The organism is Paraliobacillus sp. JSM ZJ581 (assembly GCF_044383835.1).
In the GTDB taxonomy this organism is placed as follows: Bacteria; Bacillota; Bacilli; order Bacillales; family Amphibacillaceae; genus Paraliobacillus.
This window is the reverse complement of record NZ_JBISEP010000021.1, coordinates 25,154-46,722: the sequence shown is the minus strand read 5'-3', so window position 1 is coordinate 46,722 and position 21,569 is coordinate 25,154. Positions and strand designations below refer to the sequence as shown.

The window sequence follows — 21,569 nt, the reverse complement described above, 5'->3', positions numbered from 1 at the left end:
TTACCCCTCCGACAGTTGATCATTCTCTTTTTTTCTTAACGCGCTCCACAAAAAATAGAAAGCTTCTATTTTAAGTATGTACGAACAAACCACATATATAAGTGCACCAACGAAAATAGCTATCAGAAGGTAGTTACCATTTGCTATATAAAATTTTACATTCCCTATAATTTGTAGAGTGATAGTCATCACTATTATCGAGAGAATCATTTTAGTGATTTCAATTAATCTTTGTGCGTGTATTAGACTTCCTATTTGCTTAGATAGGAACAGATAACAGCTTATTGCGTATACCAAACCGACAATAGATGAAGCTAGCGGGATCCCTACATACCCTAATATTTTTGTAAAAACACTATTGCATACTATATTAAACAGAATTGACCCTAGTCCAATCCACATCACATAATATCCTTTTTTCAATGTGTACATCGCATTATTTATAATTACGGTTAAACTAAAAAAAATAACCGATCCTACATAATAATAAGCTACCTGTGAAGTAGCTAACGTTGCTTCATGCGTGAACGCTCCACGCTCAAATAATAATTGAATAATGCTCGGCATAAGGAGCATCATTCCTGTAATGGCTGGTAATAATACATAGCACATAACCATCAATCCTTGTCCCGTCCTGTACCTTAATTCTTTTATGTTCCCTTTTGCATAACTTTTTGCTATTAACGGGAAAGTAATGGTTCCAATCGTAACGGCAAAGATAGCTTGTGGGAAATGAACAAGGTTTTTGGCATAGTTAATATAAGTTACCGCTCCTTCCTCAAAATAACTAGCAAAGATGTTGTCTACAGCTAGATTAACTTGCCCAATCATCACGGTGATTGCTACAGGGATGAAAACAATAAAGAATGATTTCACATCATCTCTATGTATTTTTGTTGAAAATTGTATAATATTTTGTTTATGAACGATCAATAATTTAAATAGGAATGATAGAATCACCCCAAATAAATAGCCAGATGATAAGGCATATGGTCCAATCTGCTTTGCAAACAGTACGGCAGAACTGATCATCGTAAGTAATACAATGAGCTGAGCAATAGTAGTAATCACATACTTCGATTCGGCATCAAAATAAGCCTCAAATACGGCATTTAAACCGACTACACCTACACACACCATAAATATCACTGTTGTATGAATCGCGATTGTCATTGCGTTTGTTTGAAAATTAGGGTATAAGATTGGAACAATCATTGGAGCGATAAGCATACCAACGACTCCTATTCCGAAACTAATCAATCCAGTTGATTTCCAAATTTGATTAAATAGGTAAGTTGATTTTCCTGTTTCCTTTGCCTCCAAGTAACTGGGAATGAATGCATGTTTCATCCCTGTTGTTAAAAAAAGAAATATCATGTTTGGAATAATAAATGCGGCTAAATAAGCATCGGCCTGATAAGTATCACCAAAATAGTATGCAATAACTATATCTCTAAGTAGCCCAGATACTTTTAGACATATGGTCAATAGAATAAAAACGATACTGGTTATCGCAGCCTTTCTCTTTCTTAAAATAATACGTCAACTCCTGTCACTATCTAACGCAACTTTTATCAAACAAAGCTATACATTTTCACGAAACATTCAGATTATGCAACTACATTAAGTCAGTTTATCCTTACCGAGAACAATTTAGACTATGCTTAGTATAGAAAAGCGTTAAATGCAACAATCAGCCTCTAGCACCCAAAGAAAATCAGCACTATTTTTTCACTGACAAAAAGCAGCCCTATTCACTAGAGCTGCTCCTCTTCCATCATTCTTCTACTTTTTTAAATTTCCTTTTAATTTTTTCTGATAAACCATCAAAATACGTATAAACTACTGGAATCAAAAGCAAGGTAAATATGCTTGAAATAGTTAGACCAAAAATAACGGTGATTGCCATCGGTTGTTGCATTTCTGCACCTTCACCAATTCCTAACCCGAGCGGAATCATGGCTAGAATCGTTGTTAATGTGGTCATTAAAATAGGACGCATTCTGCTTGTTCCAGCTTCTAAAATTGCTTCATATCGATCCATGCCTCGTCTTCTAAGAATATTGATATAGTCAACAAGTACGATTGCATTGTTAACTACAATACCTGCTAGCATGATCACACCAATAAATGCGGTGATACTTAACGGTGTATTGGTGACGAATAAACCACCTAATATTCCTACAACGGTTGCTGGCATGGAGAACATAATCACAAATGGATATAGGAAATTTTCAAATTGTACGGCCATGACTGCATAAACTAAGAAGATAGATAAAATGAGCGCTAGAGCTAAATCTGCGAATGCTTCCATCATATCTTTTGCTTGCCCACCAATACTGTACGTATAATCTTCCGGCAACTCCATATTATCCAGTGTGGATTTAATTGCAGCTTGAACACTTCCAAGATCACGATCAACTATATCAGATGTGATATTAACTTGCTGTTGCTGATTTTGGCGTGTCAATGTAGCTGGTGCTTGCTCTTGTTTAAATGTCGCAATTGTTTCTAACGGTACTTGTGTTCCTTGTTGATTTTGGATTAAAACATTTTTCAAATCATTAATGGAATCCCGTTCAGATTCAGGATGGGTTAAACGAACATCTATATCATCACCATTTTCCCGATATTGCATCACGGTTTGTCCAGTGAAATGCAGTTGCACTTGAGACATGACTTGTGCTTCTGTTAAGCCATATTGTGCTGCTACTCCCTTATCCACATGAATATTCAATTGAGGCGTTGTTTCTTCTACTGATGTTGTCGGATTATATACACCTTCCACCTTACTTATTTGAGCAATTACATCTTCTGACAGCGTCTGTAATACTTCATGCTCTGGCCCATTCAGTTGAATCTGAATCGGGCTTCCTCCACTCATTGCAGCTCCAACTGCGCTTACTGTAATTTCAGCACCAGCAATGTCTTGAACATTTTGATCGATCGCTTGCATGATTGCTTCTGTTGATTGATCTCTTTCACTAGATTTTACTAGTTGAATCGTATAGGATGCTCTATTGGAGCTACCACCACCCATCATGGCGCTTGTTGCAGCATCACCGCCACCTATCGTTACATAACTAACTTTAATGACATCATCATATGCGTCTAGTTTTTTATTTACCTTGTCTGCTATTTCTATTGTTTTTTCTTCTGTCGTTCCAACTGGTGTCTCTACAGTTACTTCTAATTGCCCTTGATCTCCTTCTGGGATAAATTCCATTCCTATAAATGGAACCAACGCTAAACTCCCAATAATAATAACTAAACTAGTAAAAATAGTTGTTTTTCTAAAACGCAGTACGCTTTTTAACACCTTTCTATAGCCATTATTGAACCGTGTTAACATGCGGTCAAACCAATATCTGCGTCCATGATCTTGCATTTTTTCTGACAATAACTTGGATGACAGCATTGGGATTAATGTGATAGCCACGACCAATGATGCAATTAAAGCAAAAGCAACGGTTAATGCTAGTGGGGTGAACAACTCCGATGCAATACCTTCTACAAATACAATCGGTAAAAATACGACCAATGTAGTAGTTGTAGAGGCGATTACAGCCGGAGCTAATTCAGAAGCACCTTTTTTCGCTGCTTCTTTCATCGAATAACCTTGCTGTCTGTATGAGACAATGTTCTCTAATATAACGATAGAACTATCCACCATCATTCCTAAACCAAGAGCTAAACCTCCCATTGTAAGAACGTTTAATGTTTCTCCCGTAAAGTAAATCAGTGTGAACGTAGCAATGATAGCAATTGGTATTGCAAGTCCTACTACAAGAGTAGCACGAATACTTTTCAGGAATAGTAAGAGAATAAGTAACGCAAACAGTCCACCTATTAACATATTCTGTACTACTGAAGAAATGGATTGCTTAATAAAATCTGATGTATCCACAACCATTTCTAGTTCTATATCATTTGGTAGTGAACCATTCAATTCTTCCATCTTATTCAATATTTGATTGGACACGTCTACTGTATTTCCATCAGACTGTTTCATCACCGATAAAACAACAGCTTCTTTTCCATTTACTAGTGTCGTACCAGCACCAGCTAATGTATCTTTGACTGATGCCACATCCTCTACTTGAATCGTTGCTCCTTGTGGGGTTTGTAATTGCGTTTCACGAATATCATCAACCGTATCGTACGTACCTTCTATCCGAATACTTAAATTTTTATCTCCTTTGGCAACAGTACCAGCTGAAGCAGATTGATTAACTTGACTAAGTGTTTGCATGATTTGTTGTGTGTTTAAACCATACTGTATTAGTTTTGCTTGATCTAGCTCTAGCTCAATAATGCGTTCTTGACCGCCTTCAACTGAGACAGAGGCAACCCCACTCTGCCTTTCAAATTGAGGTACAACTTGATCTTCTGCAATGCGTTGTATTTCGGTTAAATCCCCACCAGATAATCCTACCCACATAATCGGAAGTTGGTTTGGATTAAAACGTAATACACTTGGTTCGCCAGCACTTTCTGGTAGCATTCCTTTAACTTGATCGACACTTTCTCTAACGTCTAGTAACGCATTGTCTAAATCAGCACCCATGTTAAATTCCATTAATACGATTGCTGAGCCTGATTGTGATTGTGTTTGAATCGATTCAATCCCCTCAATAGAGCTAAGTGCAGATTCAATTGGCTGACTTACTTGCTTTTCAACTTCTTCAGGTGCAGCGTCAGGATAATTAACAGCAACAACAGCAACAGGGAAATCAATCTCAGGCATCAAATCAATTGCCAAATTTCGTACAGAGATAATTCCTAGTGCAATAATTGCTAAGACAATCATAATGACCCCAACAGGGCGTTTAACAGATTGGTCTACTAACTTCACGATGCGGTGTCCTCCCCATTATTTATGCGTATTTTTGCACCATCGGATAATGTTAACTGCCCACTTGTGACAACTTGATCTCCTTTAGATAGCGATGCATCAATGGCTGCTTTGTCTGTTTGTGTCTCTAATACATTCACTTCAACTTTTGATGCAGTGTCTTTTTTTATCATATATACAAATGTTTTGTCCCCTTCTTCCACTAGTGCGTTCGTTGGAATAATCCATGCACTTTTGACGACACTTTCAGCAATAGTTACTTTTGCAACGGTACCAGCTTTCCATTGTTTATCCTTGTTGTTAAGGGTTAATTTTACTGGGTATAATCCTGTCTCATTCGGTAATGCACTTACATTATCTACGGTTGCAGTAATTGCTTCATCTTCATTAGAAAATATAGTAGTTGCTTCGGTTCCTTCTTCAAATAAGTTTAAATTATTTGCTGTTACGGTTAATTCTACCGTTAACTTCGACAGATCTGCGATGGTTGCAACGGGTTCTTCAGTTGAAATCATGTCTCCTTCTAAGACAAAAAACTGGGTCACTTGACCATCTGCTGGCGATGAGATAGTTAGTTTTCTTCCAGACTGTGAATCAATGATAGCAAATAGATCGTCACCTTCTTTTACTTGTTCACCATTTTTGACCACAACATTGTCTATTTTGCCAATTACAGGCGTCATTACTGGCGTAGCTTGAATCGGACTGGTACGTCCATAAAAGGTTTTCTCAACATTAAAATCTCCTTGTGTGACCTTTTCTGTTTCGACAGTGGTAATTGCTTCTCCTTGATCTTCAGGATTTGATGTATCCTCCGTACAAGCTACTAAGAAAAATAGTAAGCTCATTAATATAAAGCTGATTTTTTTCATATTAAATCTCCTTCGTTTGTTTATTTATATCTATCGCGAACAAACTGGATAATCTATCCATTTGTTTTTTTAATTGTGGAATATCTTTTATTTGGATACAAATCCCTTCTAAAATAAAATGATTTGGTTCTGTTTTATTCATTTCACCCTTTATCAATTGTACCGCTTCTTGCAACTGATTTTTTTGGTCATCTTGTATGGCTAATTGATTAATCGCCTTGGATATAGCGTTCATTTCTTTTTCTACTTGCGATTTTGTCGTGTAGGATGGTATCTGTGAAAAAGATAATTGTTCGATCCCAATTTGTGGTTCAGCTTTTATCTGAATGGTACTTGTAATCATATTATCTAAACGATCAACAATGAATTGCGATAATGTTTGATTGTCTAAATACAAGTCGTGCATGACAATCGTATTACTATAGCCTAGTAATATACCATCTAAATGAATAACAAAATCAGCAATGTATGGGGTGATTATTTCTCCATATATTTCTGTTAATGCGGTTTGTATCCATTCAAATTTCTGTTGATTTAATTTGAGTGCTAAATCGTTAATATCTTGGCTGATATGTATGTTATCTCGCATATGCATAATCATATATTCTTTATGATTCGTAATTAAATCTAAAAATATAGTTATTTGTTCGATCAGTTTTTGTCTTGGTTCCTTTTCCTGTTTCTGAATAGAATGAAACTTATCCATAATTAATGACGTGTAGTAATCAAAAATTTCAACCGTTAGTTCTTCTTTCGATGTAAAATATAAGTAAAATGCACCTTTTGATACTTCACTTTTCCTTGCAATTTCTTGAACCGAAGTGGCATGGAATCCTTTTTCAGCAAAAAGCTTCACACTTTCTTCCATGATACGTTGTTTTTTTTCGTTCATTGGGGGATCACCTCTTTCTAATATCGTTTCACATGAAGGCTTTTAATGGGAGCTATTGAATAACACAGTTGATGCTTGTCTTGAAATCATTATTTACTTAATACATGATTAAATAAAAATGACCGGTCAGTCAATTTGTTTTTATACTATATCATATGTTTGATTTGATAGCAATTGGAAGATTAAGGGGTGGTAGAGCTATTTTATTCTTTATGGGCGTTTTTTGGGATCAAATACAGCTCTTTTTTGACCTAATTGGTCATTTCAGGGCATTTTTCAGTCAAATCAGTTTCCACGCGAAGGCTTCGGATTAAAAAACAGGTAGATGTCTAGCCAAATGAAAAAGAATCCATCAATAAGTGGATTCTTCTTTCAGTTGGATACATAAAGAATTATTTGTTTTCTTCGTCTTTCATTGTGTCTTCGTTACCATTGTTATTTTCATCTGTATCCTGGTTCATGCCGTCGTCTTTATCTTGGTCATTATTAGGATCTTCTCCGTCGATCATGTCTTCTGTATCTTCTTCCATCTGATCCATTTCTTCTTCCATTTCATCCGTCGGAGCTTCCTCTTCTGGTGTTTCTTCTTGTTGCATATCTTCTTCTACCGGTTGATCCTCGTCTACCGGATCTTCATCATCTTGCGCACACCCAAATAGTAATCCCATAGTAAATACGGAAGCTAGTAATGTCCAAATTGTTTTTCTCACGTTTATATCCTCCTTGACATTTTCTATTTCAAGTGTAGTTTTCCCATTTTCTCAAAATAAATCCGTACATTTATAAAAAATTAACGTTCTCTGTCAAATGTGGTGGTGTGGTTTTCACTCCACCATCTCTTTTATTACATTTATATTATCAATAATGCTTGTACCTGAACCGCAGAGGAAATAAGCTCGCTTTCCGCAGGCACGGCCTCAGCTAACTTGGTAAAGGAAATCACTTTACCAAGTGGATCTTCGGACGCGTGCTGTTCCTGCGGGAGTCTCGCCTATTTCCTCTGCTAAGGCGCTTTTATAAGGGGCACCACCACATTTAGTATAGAGCCAAATTAACTGTAACACACTTTAATATAAAAAATACCTATCCTCAACCTAAAGCGCTTTGGTTAAAGATAGGATATTCAGACTATCATTTGTACATATAGACTATTTCCGTTATTTTATTGCGAACATTATTTCGGCTTCACATGCCAATTCTCCATCAACGGTTGCCGTTGCTTTCCCTTTCCCAATAGGACCTTTTAAACGAGTGATTTCCACTTCCAAACGTAATTGGTCACCTGGTTTTACTTGTCTTTTAAAACGGCATTTATCAATTCCTGCTAAGAAACCAATTTTCCCTTTATTCTCTTCTTTGTTTAATATAGCTACTGCACCTGTCTGAGCTAATGCTTCCACAATTAACACACCCGGCATCACTGGATAATCCGGAAAATGCCCTTGAAAAAATGGTTCGTTAATAGTAACGTTTTTCTTTGCGACTACTCGTTTGTCCCCATCTAATTCTAAAATTTCATCCACTAGTAAGAAAGGATAACGATGTGGGATCGTTTCTTTAATTTGCTGAATATCTAACATATTGTACACTCCAATCTTTATCATATGTTCTTATTAATGACTATTCACTTAACTAAAACTAGTGATTCGTGTAGTTCCATTTTTTCAATAAAAACAGAAAAAGTTAATCCAATGATTAACTTTCACCTGTAACTATATCAATGATGTGCTGCCATGTTTCAAACTCTAATACTTCCATTGGGCTACCATCACCAAGTACACTGTAACCAACAACTAGTCCAATGATTAATGCTAAAAAACTAAGAATCAAGACAACAACGATACGCAGCCAAACGGGAAAAATGCGTCGCACAGGTTTTGTTTGTTTCTTTTTTGTTTTTTGTTGCTTTACCTCATTATTTTTTTCATTTTTCTTCATTTTTTTCTGTTTCTGTTCCACTACGTTTTTATCATTAGTTTTATCTGAATGTCTTGATTCCATGACTTGGTAACTCCTTAAACTTAATTTCAATATAGTATACTAGCGTAATTGGTTGACTAGACCTCGCATTTGATCATGCATGGAGATTGTTCGTGAGTTAAACTGATAGGCGCGTTGTGTCTCCATCATTTCTGTCATTTGGCTAGCTAAGTTCACATTGGATGTTTCTAATGCACCAGCTTGCAATGCCATATCACCAAAAGCAACCTCTTGTATGATATCTCCAGCATTATAAGCGTCAGCTGTCACATCTGGCAAACGAAATTGGTTGTCCCCAACCGCTTCAAGAAATTGCGGTCGAATCGCCTGCACTATATTTAATTGACCTTCTACAGCTGTTTGCCCATCTCTTGTAACTTGAATCAACCCATTATCACTAATTGTGACAGCTTCCATACCCGCCTGTAAAATAATTGGGCCATTTTGTCCAATGATTGGATGACCTTGACCATTTGATAACATCACTTGACCATTTGCAATCTCGTTTAAATACAATGTACCATCACGAGTAAAACGACGCTCGGTTACACCATTGTTCGTCACATCTACTTGTAGCATGTGATTATCTTTCAACAAAGCAATGTCAAGGCCTCTTCCTGTTTCTTTAACGGTTCCTAATGCTAAGTTCATGTTTATTTGGCCTAATTTAGCACCTGAGCCCAAACGAATACCATCGGGAGTTAGACGTCCCAGGGCATTTGCTTGCTCATCACTAAAATTATCGATTTGTTGTGTTAACAAAGAGGTGAATTGAGCATTACGTGACTTATAGCCAGTAGTCTCTAAATTAGCCATATTGTGACTGACGACATCTAATTTGTTTTGTAATTGCTTCATCGTTACTGCCGCTTGTACTGCCATACGGTTCATATCGTTAAAATTCTCCTTTCGTTAACACTATGTTAATCGCCCTATCTGATTGACCGCTTTATCCATACTCTTATCATAGGCTTGCAATACCTTCTGATTTGTTTCAAACATGCGGTACGCTTGCATCATGTCTGTCATTGTTTGAATCGTATCTACATTGGAAGTTTCTAAAAATTTCTGTTGCACGTTAAAAGTAATAGTAGGATTTTCACGGGCATTCTCCATTGCTTGTCCAGCTTCATCTAAAGCAAACAATCCTTCTCCATCTTTGACTAACTCATTCACATTTGAACTGTAAGCTACCCCAATTGGAATAGCTTGATCACCGACTTGTATCATTCCTTCATCGGTGACGTTAAACGTTTGTCCATCTGTTTCAATTGGATTACCTGCTTCATCTAATACGTATAGCCCTTCACTCGTAGTTAAAAAACCTTCCCCATCGACGGTAAAGTTACCATTCCGTGTATAACGTACATCACCAGCATTGTTTTGTACTGTAAAAAACAACCCACCTGTCTCATCTGGTAACGTCCCATTGATAAGCGCCATATCTGTTGTTAGCCCAGTCTCTCTTAATGAACCTTGTTCAAAATCTGGAATGGTTTCTTGCACATAAACACCTGTATTGATTGATCCGATTATTTGCTGATGCGGAACATTGAATCCCCCAGTTGCTGTTGGAACTTTTTTACTTTCCATACGTTGGATTAATAATTCTGGAAATGCACGAACTGCTGCTTGATCTTGTTTATACCCTGGCGTTTGCGCATTTGCAATGTTATTTGACAATGTATCTTGCCTTCGTTGCTGCGTCATCATACCACTGGCTGCTGTGTAGTATCCTCTAAGCACGGGTGAATTCCCCCTCTCCTCATAAATGTTAACCGATTCATCTTGATTTGATTTTTATGAAACAAAAAACGTGAGCAATATGTATAAGAATCAGAACTTCTACAATTTTCGCAATTTTGGTGTGCGTACGATTATATTCAAAAGTTAAATGATTTTTCTTTTTTCTATTTTATCAATATTTTCTAACATAATGCCAGTCCCTTTTGCTACACAATTCAATGGTTCCTCAGCTAGAATTACTGGTACTTTTAATTCTTCTGCTAGGAGTTGATCCATACCGTGGACTAGTGCGCCTCCACCAGTTAAGATGACACCCCGGTCAATGATATCAGCTGATAATTCTGGTGGTGTTTGTTCCAATACTGTTTTTGCTGCTTGAACAATTAAACCAACAGATTCTCGCAATGCTTCTTCAATTTCTGTAGAATGTATCGTTATTGTACGTGGTAAACCTGTTACCATGTCGCGTCCACGAATATCAATCGATTCTTCTCTAGCACCTTTAAAAACAGTGGCAACATGCACTTTAATATCTTCAGCTGTTCGCTCACCGATTAGTAATTTATATTTACGTTTTACAAAATTTAAAATCTCAACATCAAACTTATCTCCAGCCATTTTTATCGACTGTGCTGTAACAATATCACCCATCGATAATACTGCAACATCTGTTGTTCCACCACCAATATCAACTACCATATTACCACTTGGTTGAAAGATATCCATACCCGCACCAATTGCTGCAACCTTTGGCTCTTCTTCAAGGTATACTTTTTTTCCGCCTGATTTTTCAGCAGCTTCTTTAATCGCTTTTTGCTCTACTTTTGTAATATTAGTTGGGCAACAGATTAACATTCTAGGTTTAGAAAAATATCCACGTACATTAATCTTATTAATAAAATGTTTTAACATCGCTTCTGTCACATCAAAATCCGCAATGACACCATCTTTTAACGGGCGTATTGCTTCAATATTTCCTGGTGTTCTACCCACCATTTTCCTAGCAGCTTCACCTACTTCAAGGACACGCCCTGTTGAACGATCCATCGCTACAACAGATGGTTCATCTAAAACAATACCTTTTCCTTTTAAATGGATTAACACGTTTGCTGTTCCAAGGTCAATTCCAATATCCCTAGAAAACATGATTAAGATCCTCCCTACTTCATTGTTCACGTTTTGTGTATTATTTTTACATAATTGTACAGATTACCTCTAATTATATATAATATCACAAATTAAAACATTTCGTTAATCATTTTTTGAAGAAGTATACAATTTTATTAAATTGATTGTTAATTCAATCAATAGCATGATTACTTGCAGCGTGAAAAGGTGAATACTTCATAGGGAGGGGTTTCTATGTTATTTTAGCGATTGAAGTGTAGTATTTGATTTTTTCGATGATTGGATATACTTTAGTTTTGTCGCTTCACCTCCCCTTAAATGTCTAATTGCTTTATGGTGATCTAAAACATCTTTTACTCGTATGGCCAACTCTGGATTTATTATTGGCAATCGTTCCGTTAAGTCTTTATGAACGGTACTTTTTGAGACGCCAAACTCTTTAGCTATGACTCGAACAGTTTTTTTTGTTTCTACAATATAATTACCGATACGAATGGTTCGCTCTTTAATGTAGTCATGCACATTACTAGCCTCCTCGTGTTGTCTGTCCAAGGTGTGATGAGACAAGTTAGTCCATTTTATGTAATGATCGAAAAGGAAACATGAAACTGAGCTTGTTTAATTAATGAAAAAAGATAGGAGTGAGAACCTTAGACTTCTTGATTGGTTTGTAACAGTTTATTACTGATGATCATGGATTATGAACAGAAATGGTAAAATGGGGTGAATTCGTTTGTAAGGTTGATGTGTAGCATTATGCTATTTGAGTGATCACATGTATGTTTTTTCAAAAAAGAAAAGCCCCCCATTGGGGAGCTCTAATCATCATCCACTACCTCCGTGACCTGGATCTAATGCCATTGAAGGAGCATAATGAGCTACTTCTCCATTGTCTGTCGGTGTTGCATCATTTGAAACAAATGGGATTACTGTAACTAATGCAAACGCTAGAACTAATCCAATCCATTTTTTACGCAATCTTTTCACCTCCTAAAAGTAGCATATTTATTTTAACTGAGGTTAAATCTTTCTCATAGCTAGTAAAGGTAAACGGGCAAAAAAATGATCACTGCGTTTTTCTATGAAATCATTGTAGGAACTAATGAAGTACTTTCTATCTTGATGAGCCCGTCCCAAGTAATACTTCGTGAATGGGGTAACCTCAGTTATTCCTGATAACAATACTTGCGCTTCTTTCAAATTACCACGTGCGATTTCCAAGTGCGCTTGTTCACTAATGTCCTCCGTAATAATTCCATTTGGACGATTGAAATGCGCACAAATAAACGGATAATTCTGATGATCTATAATATGCAGTAATCTATTTTCTTGATATTTTTCTGCTATATTTCTAGCTTCTATTAAATGATGCATACTTGATTGATAATCATCAAAAATATAGGATAAACTCAAATTCAAGTGTAATTTAGCCTTCATTGTTTTGTTAATCGTTTTATTTAACATACGAAATCCATATTTACGAGCTAAAATTAATTCATTTCTTTTCCAATAAAATACGAATAACAATAGCTGTAAACAATGGTAATACAGCGAAGATAAGAGTGGGTCTTTGACTTGGTGCATCCGTTGTCGCAAATGATCTAAAGTATTACTAAATTCCCCATATGAAAATAGTTCAAAATAAATGTTCAGTTTGTTAATAAGTAATAAGCAAATCGTATCATTATCTTCTGCTTCCACTCCATTTAACTGATGTAATACTTTATATTGTGGTAGCTGTTGCTTAACTCTTATTTTAGCTAAGTCAAAAATAGCTGCCCATTTCTGGTTTAACGGATGGATACTTTTTTTATTTTTTTTAATAAGTATGTCTAGCTCATGGTAGAAGCCATGAATAAACAAAAGCTTCATCCCTATCCGCAAATCTTCTTCATGTGTCGTATGCAGACAAAAATCTTTCGCTAGTCTAATGGCTGTTTTTTCACCATAGTCGACAGCCATGATTTGAATAAACTGATGTAGGCGTAAGTCTCGGTAGTCGTTTATATGTTGGTTTGGGAAAGAGTTATCTCTATTCACAACTTCCCTCCTCACAAAATAGGGCACAGTTTTATTATGACACTTATTACAGTTATTTCAAGTGTTTTCCACCCATTTTCGTTCGACAAATTGGGACAAGTAGCTCAGGCTGATTTCCTCCTTATACGTTAAAGCATAGCAAAAGAGTACCCAAACCGATTTGGATACTCTTTTTGACTTCATGTGTTGGTTGTCGCTCTTGATGATTGACGATCCTCTGTTGATTCCGGAGTTTCTGATGATTCAGATTGTTCCTGATTGTTAGGCTCATCCGTTTGTATAGAAGACTCTTCTTCTTGTTTTTCTGCTTTTTCATCTGCATTCACTTCAGCTTCATCTTTATCTGAAATGCGAATGTCTGCCACTGTTTGGTTAAAGAATTGTTGTGGATCAACTGCTTCACCATCTTTACGGATTTCGAAATGTACATGGATTCCACTTGCTTGACTAAAATTGTTTTTTCCCGACAAGCCAAGCTCTTCACCTTGTTTCACTTGTTTACCTGACTCTACTTGAATATCTGTTAAACTTGCATAATGGGTAGTCACACCGTTCTCGTGTTCCATTTCTACTACATACCCTAACATCGAATCTTCTCTAACATCTATTACTTTACCACTTAAAGCTGCCACTACTGGAAACGCCTTTTCTGTTGTTGAAGCAATATCTATACCTTTACTTTGGTAATATTTATTGTTGTATAGAACGAGTGCTTGTGCTTGCTCTTCTGGTGTTTTGTCGTAATCATAAAAGTTGGTTACAATTTCAGTCTTCGTATCAGTTGATACAGGCATCTTCACTACTTCTGACGGATTCACAACTGGGTCTGAATTTTGATCGTAATCCACATTTTCACTTAAGCCTTCTTCTGTTTGATCTGTTGCTTCTGGGATTTGATTATTTAAATTCTGGTACCATAATACGCCAGCTAGCATAATTGCTGCAACAGATAAATATACTGCTGGGAAAAACCACTTCTTCTCTAAGATACGTTTCCATTTTAGTTTTGAAACGTTGCGATTATCTTCTTTCATTTTCACATCACCTCAGCAACCATTCTGATCAAATGAGGACAATTATATACATGAGATGTGAAAAATATTAAAATTGTTTTTCGACAAATTATTTTTGTACCACTAGTTTCGGTGTTGCATCTTCTATCGTTTGAATTGATATCCCTTGATAATAATAACTTGCAATTTCTTTATAAGATTTCCCTTCTTTAGCCATTCCATTAGCACCATATTGGCTCATCCCAACACCATGACCATATCCTTTTGTTGTGAAAATAAAGTAATCATCTTTTTTGGAAATTTTGAAATCTGTTGAACGCAACTCTAATTTTTCCCGCACATCTCTTCCTGTAAATGTTTTCCCACCAATTTCTATTGTTTTTACACGATGGCTCTCTGTTCTCGTTGTCGGGAAGGTAATGTCACCATCCGGAAGAGTAACTACTAGCATTTGTTCCAAATCATCTTTTGTAATTGTTTTTTGGTCTGCAAATTTAGGTGAATCTTCATCCCACGGGCTTGCAACACTTTTTAGATAAGGAAGCTCATTTTCCCAAAAATCTTCTGCATTTTCCGTGTATCCATTGCTTGTAGAAAAAAATGTAGGTGTAATTGGTTTTCCATTATAAGTAAGTACTTCTCCTACGGTGCTTGCAACTGCTTGTTTTATTTTTTTGATTTTCCACTGATAATCATTTCCCCAGATTTGTTGCAATTCTTGATCATTTTTATAAACCTGATGTTTCACAGTGTCCGTTACTTGCTGATTATTCTTTGTATTTGTTAAAAAATTAACGATGTACGTGCGTGCTGCTAGTGCTTGCGCTTTTAACGCTTCTATTTCAAAATCTGCTGGCATTTCAGATGCGACTACTCTTGTTACATAATCTTCTAATAACACGGATTCATTTTCATTTGATGCAGTTCGCATTACATCAACAGAAAAAGCTGAATCTTCTTCTTTCAATACTACGGTTTCCTCAGAATCATTCTGATCTTCCCTCTCAACAGATGTTTTATTTTCAGACATATATAGTGTTTTAGGCACGACAATCAAAGCGGGTATGACTAGAATAACGGTTACTAATATCGAAAAGCCAACGATTATTCTTTTTTTCCATTTTGTGTTTACTTTTCGTTTATAGTAGGGATGCATAACGTTCCTCCTTCATTCAAATACGAATAATCTCTACTAAATACTTTATACAAAACAAGAGAATGCTAGAACAAAAATAATTTATTAATGAAACAATGAAGCATTCAAAAAAAACTTTGATTATTATGCTACCTCATTCGCTACAACCAAGAAGTTTTGCTAGAAATACACCTTATTACAATGATTCAATCGTATGTAGTGAAAATAAAAAGGTGTATTCGCATTATCGTGTCGATAGTCATTACTATAAGGAAATGATTGTATCAGCATAAATCGGATAATAGTGTGGAAAGTGCAAAACCATTTGACATATATATTTTTACGGTTTACTATTACGTTACACGTTATAACGTTTAGTGTAATAAATGAAAGGAGATGACAAAAAACCTGTGAGTTCAACTGACCGATTTTCTGAACCAACTTTGTTTATCTTAATTAGTTTAGCTGAGGGGAACAAACATGGTTATGCAATCATGGAGGATATTGAAAATTCATACGACATTAAAATTGGACCCGGGACCTTATATGGTGCTATTAGTCGGATGGAGAAATTAAAATTAATTAGGGCTATTCCCTCAAAAGATAGAAAAAAGCCTTATCAAATTACCGCTGAAGGCAGACAGTATCTACAAGAAAAATTAAAGGAAATTGAAACTGTTACCAAGTTGGGATTTGAAAGGTTAGGTCTAACATGAAGTGGCTAATCCATCTGTATCCAAAAAAGTGGAGAGAACGCTATGAAGAGGAATTCTTATATATTTTGGAAAACAAGAATCTTTCTTTTAAAGAGGTAATTGATGTATTTATTAATGCCATGGATGCAAGATTTCTTATTTTAGTGGAGGGGATTATTAATATAGATAAGAAAATTCGTGATGTTATGCTTGGATCTGTTTTAAACCGTTTCTCGATCATTGGTTCGGTAATATTTATAGGTACGTTCGTTGGATATTGGATTGGAAATAACACTCCCTCAATTTTAGAAATATCACCTAAATCATTACTGCTAATTGGTGTTGGTTTGGGACTTTTCATTGGTTATGTTGTTGGTGTTGCGAGAGGAATTATGCGAGTCATTAATGTTACCCAAAAAGAGGATGTCTTCCTTCCTACTGGTAAATTAAAGTTCGATAAACCAAAGAGTTAATTAAATCTTCAGTTTTGTATGAGGAGAAAAAAATCATGAATTACAAGGTTTTAAAAGATGTAAAAGTAGTGTCGGGATTAACTTCGTCTATAATATTGTCAAGTATTGCAATAATACTGGCAATATACAATATTAGTTATTGGGTATTTTTTGTTGTCGTATCAATCGTAGTTCTATTTTTAAGTGTACACAGGGCTGATAAGATAATGAAAAATTGAAAACCATTTTTACTTTCTTATAAAGAAACAATTGTAATAATTAGTACGAATGAGCTGTTTAAACAGCTCATTCTGTATTTTATTTATAGTTTCCTAGTAGAGTCCACTATCCCTTCTCCTTCACATTGCCCCAAATGTGGATAAGTTCCTAACTTTTACAAACATTGTAAAAAGGAACAACTATACTTTGACATTTATGAAGCTAAAACAGTCGATCAAGCATATAAACTGTATCAAAACTGAATTTTAAATGTTCTCAAAGAATTAATGACCTATTTTGAAAACCTGATTAAGTCAATGAACAATTGGGAAGAAGAAATATTCAACTATTTCAATTCTCCAATTACAAACGCTTATACAGAGTACTTGAATCGTTTAATTAAGACAATGAACCATGTTCGTCGTGGTTACTCTTTTGAAGCCCTTAGAGCAAAAATTTTATTTACACAAGGTTATCGTAAAAATAAGAAGAAAAAAATTCAAAGAAGTTGAAGTTACTTTAGGCAAAACGTTTCCTGATCTATTTCCAAGATGGACACAAATTGGCTATGAATGGGGTTATGAAGAAATCTATAGCAACGACTTTTCCACGCTGACTAAGGCTATGGAAGAGGATAGCTTCTAACCCTTTTCAACACTATTTTTACGATTACTCAAAAAAAGTACACCTTCATTTAAGAAGATATACTCATTTTAATTGATAAAATTTATAAAGCAGACAGTTTTTGTTCTTGATCTGTGTTCAATATTATTTCTTCTATATCATTCACACGCTCAATATCAGCACCTAGCATCGCTAATTTCCCAGTAATATCAACATATCCTCGATCAATATGTTTCAACTCTGTTACTCTTGTATACCCTTCTGCGTTTAATCCCGCCAAAACTAATGCTGCTCCAGCACGTAAATCAGTAGCTGCAACTTCAGCTCCTTGAAGTGCAACTGGTCCTTCAACAATGACACTACGTCCTTCAATTTTCACTTTGGCATTCATACGACGAAATTCTTCTACGTGCATAAAACGATTTTCAAAAACCGTTTCCGTTATGACACTTGTTCCATTGGCATTTAACATTAGAGTCATCATCTGTGATTGCATGTCTGTCGGAAAGCCAGGATGTGGTAATGTCTTTAAATCAATTGGCTTTAACTGTTTTGGACCAATGACACGAAGACCATCTTGTTCTTCTTTTATTTGAACACCCATCTCTTCCATTTTTGATACTAAAGAACGCATATGTTCTTTTTCTGCACCTTTCACTAGTACGTTTCCACCAGTGATTGCTGCAGCAATCATAAAGGTTCCTGCTTCAATTCGATCTGGGATAATGGTATGCTCCACGCCATGCAGTTGCTTTGCACCATCAATTTTGATTATTTCTGTTCCGGCTCCAACTACTTTTGCTCCCATTTTGTTTAGGAAGTTTGCTAAGTCAACAATTTCCGGTTCTTTCGCACTGTTTTCAATAATCGTTCTGCCATCTGCTAATGCAGCTGCCATCATGATATTTTCAGTTGCGCCTACACTTGGAACATCTAAATAGATTTTCCCACCTTTTAGTCTACCTTCTGAAAATACTTCTACATAACCATTTCCTACGTGTACTTTTGCTCCCATTGCCTCGAATCCCTTAAGGTGCAAATCAATCGGTCTTGAACCAATTGCACAGCCACCAGGCATCGCTACTTTCGCATGGCCAAAACGCGCTAGCATTGGGCCTAAAACAAGTACAGACGCACGCATTTTTCTTACATACTCAAATGGTGCTTCCGTAATTAAAGGTTTTACTGTATTAATTTGTATTGTACAGTCTTTCATTTGAATAGTTGCATTCATGTTACTTAATACTTCATTCATTGTTACCACATCTGCTAAAGCTGGAACATTATGAAGTACACTCTTCCCCTTACTTGCCATTATACTTGCTGCGATAACAGGTAAGACTGCGTTTTTAGCACCTTCAACTTTTACGGTTCCTTGCAGCTTTCTGCCTCCGCGGACGATGATTTTTTCCAAGGTTCATTCTCCTCTAAGTCCAGTTTCTATATTATTAATATTCAGTCGTTAGGATAGGTGTTCCTACTGTGATCATTGTTTTCTCTCCAGATACCTGACGAGCTGCCATTTGTATGTTCATTTGATTGTGATTAGAAGAAGGTATAGAAGTTTCCCACTCCTTCGTAAATCCTGAAAATACCGTAAAATCTTTTTCGTTCAACTTATGTATTTCTTGAACTTGTAGGCTTTTCTTTATTTTCTCAAAAAAATAAACACTATCTATCATATCATCTATTTCCGTTTTTGCACAAGTGAATTTTTTTACATCATTAGTGAAAATGCTTCCATCTAGTTGGAAAGCTCGACTTTTGTTGATAGACTTTTCTATTGAGGCTTTTTCATTTACTTCTACTACATAAATTATTTCTACGGTAGAAGCTTTTTTTGCTTCAACAATCATAATAGATTCGTTAACGCTCGACTTTTTCTGTTCGTTCCATTTGTATTTTTTTGCGTGTGTTGTCTTTTCTAATTCGATATTGCTATTTGGAAAGATTTTATTAATCTTTGCCATATAATACTTCAATTGTTTTTTATCTATTGTTTCTCTTAATTGTATTTGCCAGTGGATTACTGATTGGTCATTCGTATGAAAGATGTGCTCTATTTGTTTAAGCTCTTCTATTAATCTATTATTTTTAGATACTGCATGTATATGGTTTGTGACTAGTACTAAACATAGGCATACAATTAAACATATTTTCTGTTTCACTCGAATCTCTCCCACGATTTTTATCAACAGTATGTACCATGCTAGCATTAGCTATACGTGGAGAAATTCGTCAAAAAACTACATTACTAGATTAAAAAAGAAAAGTGATTTGATTTGTCCAGTTTAAAAAGTCTAGGACAAACTTACTTACTGTTGTTCCGATTGTAATGGTTACAAAAATAATCAGTAACTTCGCTTCAAATGTTCGGTCTTTCTTGAAAATAGAATCTAGTCTGACCGATTGTATCACTTGCCATGTAATAATGATAAATATGATGTGAGAAATCATGCTAAGTAACGCTTGTTTTGCTAATTCTTGCATAGGTAACCCCTCCTTGAACCTGCTAATTGCTATTTCCCGGGAAATAGTGACACAAAACCTCATTTTTTTATGTCAAGAAACCTGTTCTCTGTCAAATGTGGTGGTGGGCTTTTCACTCCACCATCTCTTTTATTACATTTATATTATCAATAATGCTTGTACCTGAATCGCAGAGAAAATAAGCTCGCTTTCCGCAGGCACGGCCTCTGCTAAGGAACTTTTATAATAAGACGCTTCTTATTTCTTGTCGCCATAGTGTTTTCTTTGCTGACAGACATGTCTCTAATCCTTCTTTGGCAGTCTATGCATCACTTTCTTTAAACAATTGATCCTGCTTTTTTTCAATTAGTATGGCTCGTCTAATCGGCCATCTATTTTGAGTAATTGTTTTTCTGTTTCTCGTTCTTCTTCTGTCAATTTATAACTGGACTTCCAAAGCAATTTTTTACTTTGTTTCATACGAATGCGAACCTTCTTATCTAATGTTCGTTGCACTTCACGCCTACTTCATCTAGTGCCCAATATACTTGGCGCATAAAGTGCAAACGGTCAGCGTTAATTAACGGATCTCCTAACGCGTGACGCACTGCGTGTTTGAATGACTTAGATAAATTTATCACTACGATTTGAACAAGACTCGTATCACACGATTGTGAGTAACTCTTGGTTGAACATGTCTGTTTCTTCACCGCTGTAATTAACTCTATATAAAAGGCATCTAATTCACTACGCATATCCCAACTATCGATATGCTTGTCTTTAATCCCTAGCATTTCTATGATAAAATTGTTTTGCACGCTTTTCCTCTTCTTTTCCTTTTGATCTACAACTTTAGGGTAACAAAAGAGAGAGGAATGCGTGTATTTTTTTGCTTCTATTGAAGTCTTGATAGATCAAGGGGCACCACCGCATTTAGTATAGAGCCGAAGTCTGAACCCTTGTTCATAATAAAAGACTTTAATTCCATTTCGGGATTAAAGTCTTTTTTTGTCTAGTTTAGTTTTTTAACGCTTTTCTACAACATCTAGACGGTTTATTGCACGTTTTAATGCATATTCTGCCCTTCTGAAATCAATATCATCCTGCTTAGCTTTCAGGCGACGTTCGGCGCGTTCCTTTGCTTTACGCGCACGTTGTACATCAATATCGCCCGGTTTTTCAGCTGATTGAGCTAAAATGGTTACTTTATTCTCATTCACTTCAATAAAGCCTCCACCAATTGCTACTCGTATTGTTTCGCCTGCGCGTTTTAAACGTACAGCACTAATAATTAACGGCGCAACTAAAGGAATATGATTAGGTAAAATCCCTAATTCACCATCTTCAGACTTACAGCTGACCATTTCAAATGTATCTTCCAGAATAGGGCCATCAGGAGTGACAACACTCACCGTTAGTGTTTTCAACGAAACCCCTCCTCGGCATTTC

At 35.9% G+C, this 21,569-nt stretch carries 25 protein-coding genes; 4 read left to right on the top strand and 21 right to left on the bottom strand.

Annotated elements, in window-relative coordinates; translation table 11 throughout:
• The 15 genes from murJ to spoIID all read right to left on the bottom strand — a co-directional run bounded on the left by murJ (position 1) and on the right by spoIID (position 15,682).
• Entirely contained in the window at positions 1-1,494 is a 1,494-nt protein-coding gene (murJ, locus tag ACH6CY_RS11590) for a murein biosynthesis integral membrane protein MurJ (protein WP_374067503.1), read from the bottom strand.
• Positions 1,495-1,777: 283 nt separating this feature from the next.
• Complete coding sequence (locus ACH6CY_RS11585; RefSeq protein ID WP_374067494.1) at positions 1,778-4,855, bottom strand: efflux RND transporter permease subunit; 3,078 nt, start codon at positions 4,853-4,855, stop codon at positions 1,778-1,780.
• Positions 4,852-5,727 carry an efflux RND transporter periplasmic adaptor subunit gene (locus tag ACH6CY_RS11580; protein WP_374067493.1) on the bottom strand — a complete coding sequence of 292 codons (876 nt, stop codon included), beginning with the start codon at positions 5,725-5,727 and terminating at the stop codon, positions 4,852-4,854. The genes ACH6CY_RS11585 and ACH6CY_RS11580 overlap by 4 nt, the downstream gene beginning before the upstream one ends.
• Position 5,728: 1 nt before the next feature.
• Positions 5,729-6,619 carry a TetR/AcrR family transcriptional regulator gene (locus ACH6CY_RS11575; protein WP_374067492.1) on the bottom strand — a complete coding sequence of 297 codons (891 nt, stop codon included), beginning with the start codon at positions 6,617-6,619 and terminating at the stop codon, positions 5,729-5,731.
• Positions 6,620-7,011: 392 nt separating this feature from the next.
• Positions 7,012-7,329, bottom strand: coding sequence for a hypothetical protein (locus ACH6CY_RS11570; protein ID WP_374067491.1), 318 nt, complete (start codon positions 7,327-7,329; stop codon positions 7,012-7,014).
• A gap of 447 nt (positions 7,330-7,776) precedes the next feature.
• Positions 7,777-8,199 (bottom strand): 3-hydroxyacyl-ACP dehydratase FabZ, encoded by a 423-nt coding sequence (gene fabZ / locus ACH6CY_RS11565; protein ID WP_374067490.1) that lies wholly within the window; start codon positions 8,197-8,199, stop codon positions 7,777-7,779.
• Positions 8,200-8,314: 115 nt separating this feature from the next.
• On the bottom strand, positions 8,315-8,620 hold the full coding sequence (locus ACH6CY_RS11560) for a DNA-directed RNA polymerase subunit beta (protein WP_374067489.1): 306 nt from the start codon (positions 8,618-8,620) through the stop codon (positions 8,315-8,317).
• A 39-nt stretch (positions 8,621-8,659) separates the two neighbouring features.
• Positions 8,660-9,490 (bottom strand): flagellar hook-basal body protein, encoded by an 831-nt coding sequence (locus tag ACH6CY_RS11555; RefSeq protein WP_374067488.1) that lies wholly within the window; start codon positions 9,488-9,490, stop codon positions 8,660-8,662.
• Positions 9,491-9,517: 27 nt separating this feature from the next.
• A complete protein-coding gene (locus ACH6CY_RS11550; RefSeq protein WP_374067487.1) occupies positions 9,518-10,345 on the bottom strand; it encodes a flagellar hook-basal body protein in 828 nt (275 codons plus the stop codon).
• Positions 10,346-10,489: 144 nt separating this feature from the next.
• Positions 10,490-11,491, bottom strand: a complete 1,002-nt coding sequence (gene mreB / locus ACH6CY_RS11545; RefSeq protein ID WP_374067486.1) for a rod shape-determining protein — start codon at positions 11,489-11,491, stop codon at positions 10,490-10,492.
• A 219-nt stretch (positions 11,492-11,710) separates the two neighbouring features.
• Complete coding sequence (spoIIID, locus tag ACH6CY_RS11540) at positions 11,711-11,995, bottom strand: sporulation transcriptional regulator SpoIIID (protein ID WP_374067485.1); 285 nt, start codon at positions 11,993-11,995, stop codon at positions 11,711-11,713.
• Between the two features lie 303 nt (positions 11,996-12,298).
• Positions 12,299-12,451, bottom strand: a complete 153-nt coding sequence (locus tag ACH6CY_RS11535) for a hypothetical protein (protein WP_374067484.1) — start codon at positions 12,449-12,451, stop codon at positions 12,299-12,301.
• 42 nt (positions 12,452-12,493) lie between these two features.
• Complete coding sequence (locus ACH6CY_RS11530) at positions 12,494-13,513, bottom strand: AimR family lysis-lysogeny pheromone receptor (protein WP_374067483.1); 1,020 nt, start codon at positions 13,511-13,513, stop codon at positions 12,494-12,496.
• Between the two features lie 179 nt (positions 13,514-13,692).
• Positions 13,693-14,547 carry a stage II sporulation protein SpoIIQ gene (spoIIQ, locus tag ACH6CY_RS11525; protein ID WP_374067482.1) on the bottom strand — a complete coding sequence of 285 codons (855 nt, stop codon included), beginning with the start codon at positions 14,545-14,547 and terminating at the stop codon, positions 13,693-13,695.
• An 88-nt stretch (positions 14,548-14,635) separates the two neighbouring features.
• Positions 14,636-15,682: a stage II sporulation protein D gene (gene spoIID / locus ACH6CY_RS11520; RefSeq protein ID WP_374067481.1), complete on the bottom strand. Its 1,047-nt coding sequence runs from the start codon at positions 15,680-15,682 to the stop codon at positions 14,636-14,638.
• A 95-nt stretch (positions 15,683-15,777) separates the two neighbouring features.
• Between spoIID and ACH6CY_RS11515 the strand changes: the two genes are divergently transcribed.
• The 4 genes from ACH6CY_RS11515 (at position 15,778) to ACH6CY_RS11500 (ending at position 17,539) form a co-directional block, all read left to right on the top strand.
• Positions 15,778-15,954: a hypothetical protein gene (locus tag ACH6CY_RS11515; protein ID WP_374067480.1), complete on the top strand. Its 177-nt coding sequence runs from the start codon at positions 15,778-15,780 to the stop codon at positions 15,952-15,954.
• 117 nt (positions 15,955-16,071) lie between these two features.
• On the top strand, positions 16,072-16,377 hold the full coding sequence (locus ACH6CY_RS11510; protein WP_374067479.1) for a PadR family transcriptional regulator: 306 nt from the start codon (positions 16,072-16,074) through the stop codon (positions 16,375-16,377).
• The gene (locus ACH6CY_RS11505) at positions 16,374-16,829 is read left to right on the top strand and encodes a hypothetical protein (protein WP_374067478.1); all 456 of its coding nucleotides are present in this window, start codon (positions 16,374-16,376) and stop codon (positions 16,827-16,829) included. The genes ACH6CY_RS11510 and ACH6CY_RS11505 overlap by 4 nt, the downstream gene beginning before the upstream one ends.
• Positions 16,830-17,314: 485 nt before the next feature.
• Positions 17,315-17,539, top strand: coding sequence for a transposase (locus ACH6CY_RS11500; RefSeq protein WP_374067477.1), 225 nt, complete (start codon positions 17,315-17,317; stop codon positions 17,537-17,539).
• Between the two features lie 215 nt (positions 17,540-17,754).
• On the opposite strand, the gene murA is transcribed toward ACH6CY_RS11500, so the two are convergent.
• The 6 genes from murA to ACH6CY_RS11470 all read right to left on the bottom strand — a co-directional run bounded on the left by murA (position 17,755) and on the right by ACH6CY_RS11470 (position 21,547).
• Complete coding sequence (gene murA / locus ACH6CY_RS11495; RefSeq protein WP_374067476.1) at positions 17,755-19,065, bottom strand: UDP-N-acetylglucosamine 1-carboxyvinyltransferase; 1,311 nt, start codon at positions 19,063-19,065, stop codon at positions 17,755-17,757.
• A gap of 34 nt (positions 19,066-19,099) precedes the next feature.
• Positions 19,100-19,819: a YwmB family TATA-box binding protein gene (locus tag ACH6CY_RS11490; protein WP_374067475.1), complete on the bottom strand. Its 720-nt coding sequence runs from the start codon at positions 19,817-19,819 to the stop codon at positions 19,100-19,102.
• A 91-nt stretch (positions 19,820-19,910) separates the two neighbouring features.
• Complete coding sequence (locus tag ACH6CY_RS11485; protein WP_374067474.1) at positions 19,911-20,141, bottom strand: DUF1146 family protein; 231 nt, start codon at positions 20,139-20,141, stop codon at positions 19,911-19,913.
• 345 nt (positions 20,142-20,486) lie between these two features.
• Positions 20,487-20,636 carry a hypothetical protein gene (locus ACH6CY_RS11480; protein ID WP_374067473.1) on the bottom strand — a complete coding sequence of 50 codons (150 nt, stop codon included), beginning with the start codon at positions 20,634-20,636 and terminating at the stop codon, positions 20,487-20,489.
• Entirely contained in the window at positions 20,621-20,938 is a 318-nt protein-coding gene (locus tag ACH6CY_RS11475; RefSeq protein WP_374067472.1) for a transposase, read from the bottom strand. The genes ACH6CY_RS11480 and ACH6CY_RS11475 overlap by 16 nt, the downstream gene beginning before the upstream one ends.
• A 207-nt stretch (positions 20,939-21,145) precedes the next feature.
• Positions 21,146-21,547 (bottom strand): F0F1 ATP synthase subunit epsilon, encoded by a 402-nt coding sequence (locus ACH6CY_RS11470; RefSeq protein ID WP_374067471.1) that lies wholly within the window; start codon positions 21,545-21,547, stop codon positions 21,146-21,148.
• Positions 21,548-21,569 lie beyond the last annotated feature (22 nt).

What these genes read in the sequence shown, in the direction of transcription:
- ACH6CY_RS11580 (WP_374067493.1), bottom strand. Translation starts at nt 5,727, where the DNA reads ATGAAAAAAATCAGCTTTATATTAATGAGCTTACTATTTTTCTTAGTA.
- ACH6CY_RS11575 (WP_374067492.1), bottom strand. Translation starts at nt 6,619, where the DNA reads ATGAACGAAAAAAAACAACGTATCATGGAAGAAAGTGTGAAGCTTTTT.
- fabZ (WP_374067490.1), bottom strand. Translation starts at nt 8,199, where the DNA reads ATGTTAGATATTCAGCAAATTAAAGAAACGATCCCACATCGTTATCCT.
- ACH6CY_RS11560 (WP_374067489.1), bottom strand. Translation starts at nt 8,620, where the DNA reads ATGGAATCAAGACATTCAGATAAAACTAATGATAAAAACGTAGTGGAA.
- ACH6CY_RS11555 (WP_374067488.1), bottom strand. Translation starts at nt 9,490, where the DNA reads ATGAACCGTATGGCAGTACAAGCGGCAGTAACGATGAAGCAATTACAA.
- mreB (WP_374067486.1), bottom strand. Translation starts at nt 11,491, where the DNA reads ATGTTTTCTAGGGATATTGGAATTGACCTTGGAACAGCAAACGTGTTA.
- spoIIQ (WP_374067482.1), bottom strand. Translation starts at nt 14,547, where the DNA reads ATGAAAGAAGATAATCGCAACGTTTCAAAACTAAAATGGAAACGTATC.
- spoIID (WP_374067481.1), bottom strand. Translation starts at nt 15,682, where the DNA reads ATGCATCCCTACTATAAACGAAAAGTAAACACAAAATGGAAAAAAAGA.
- ACH6CY_RS11515 (WP_374067480.1), top strand. Translation starts at nt 15,778, where the DNA reads ATGAAGCATTCAAAAAAAACTTTGATTATTATGCTACCTCATTCGCTA.
- ACH6CY_RS11505 (WP_374067478.1), top strand. Translation starts at nt 16,374, where the DNA reads ATGAAGTGGCTAATCCATCTGTATCCAAAAAAGTGGAGAGAACGCTAT.
- ACH6CY_RS11500 (WP_374067477.1), top strand. Translation starts at nt 17,315, where the DNA reads ATGACCTATTTTGAAAACCTGATTAAGTCAATGAACAATTGGGAAGAA.
- ACH6CY_RS11485 (WP_374067474.1), bottom strand. Translation starts at nt 20,141, where the DNA reads ATGCAAGAATTAGCAAAACAAGCGTTACTTAGCATGATTTCTCACATC.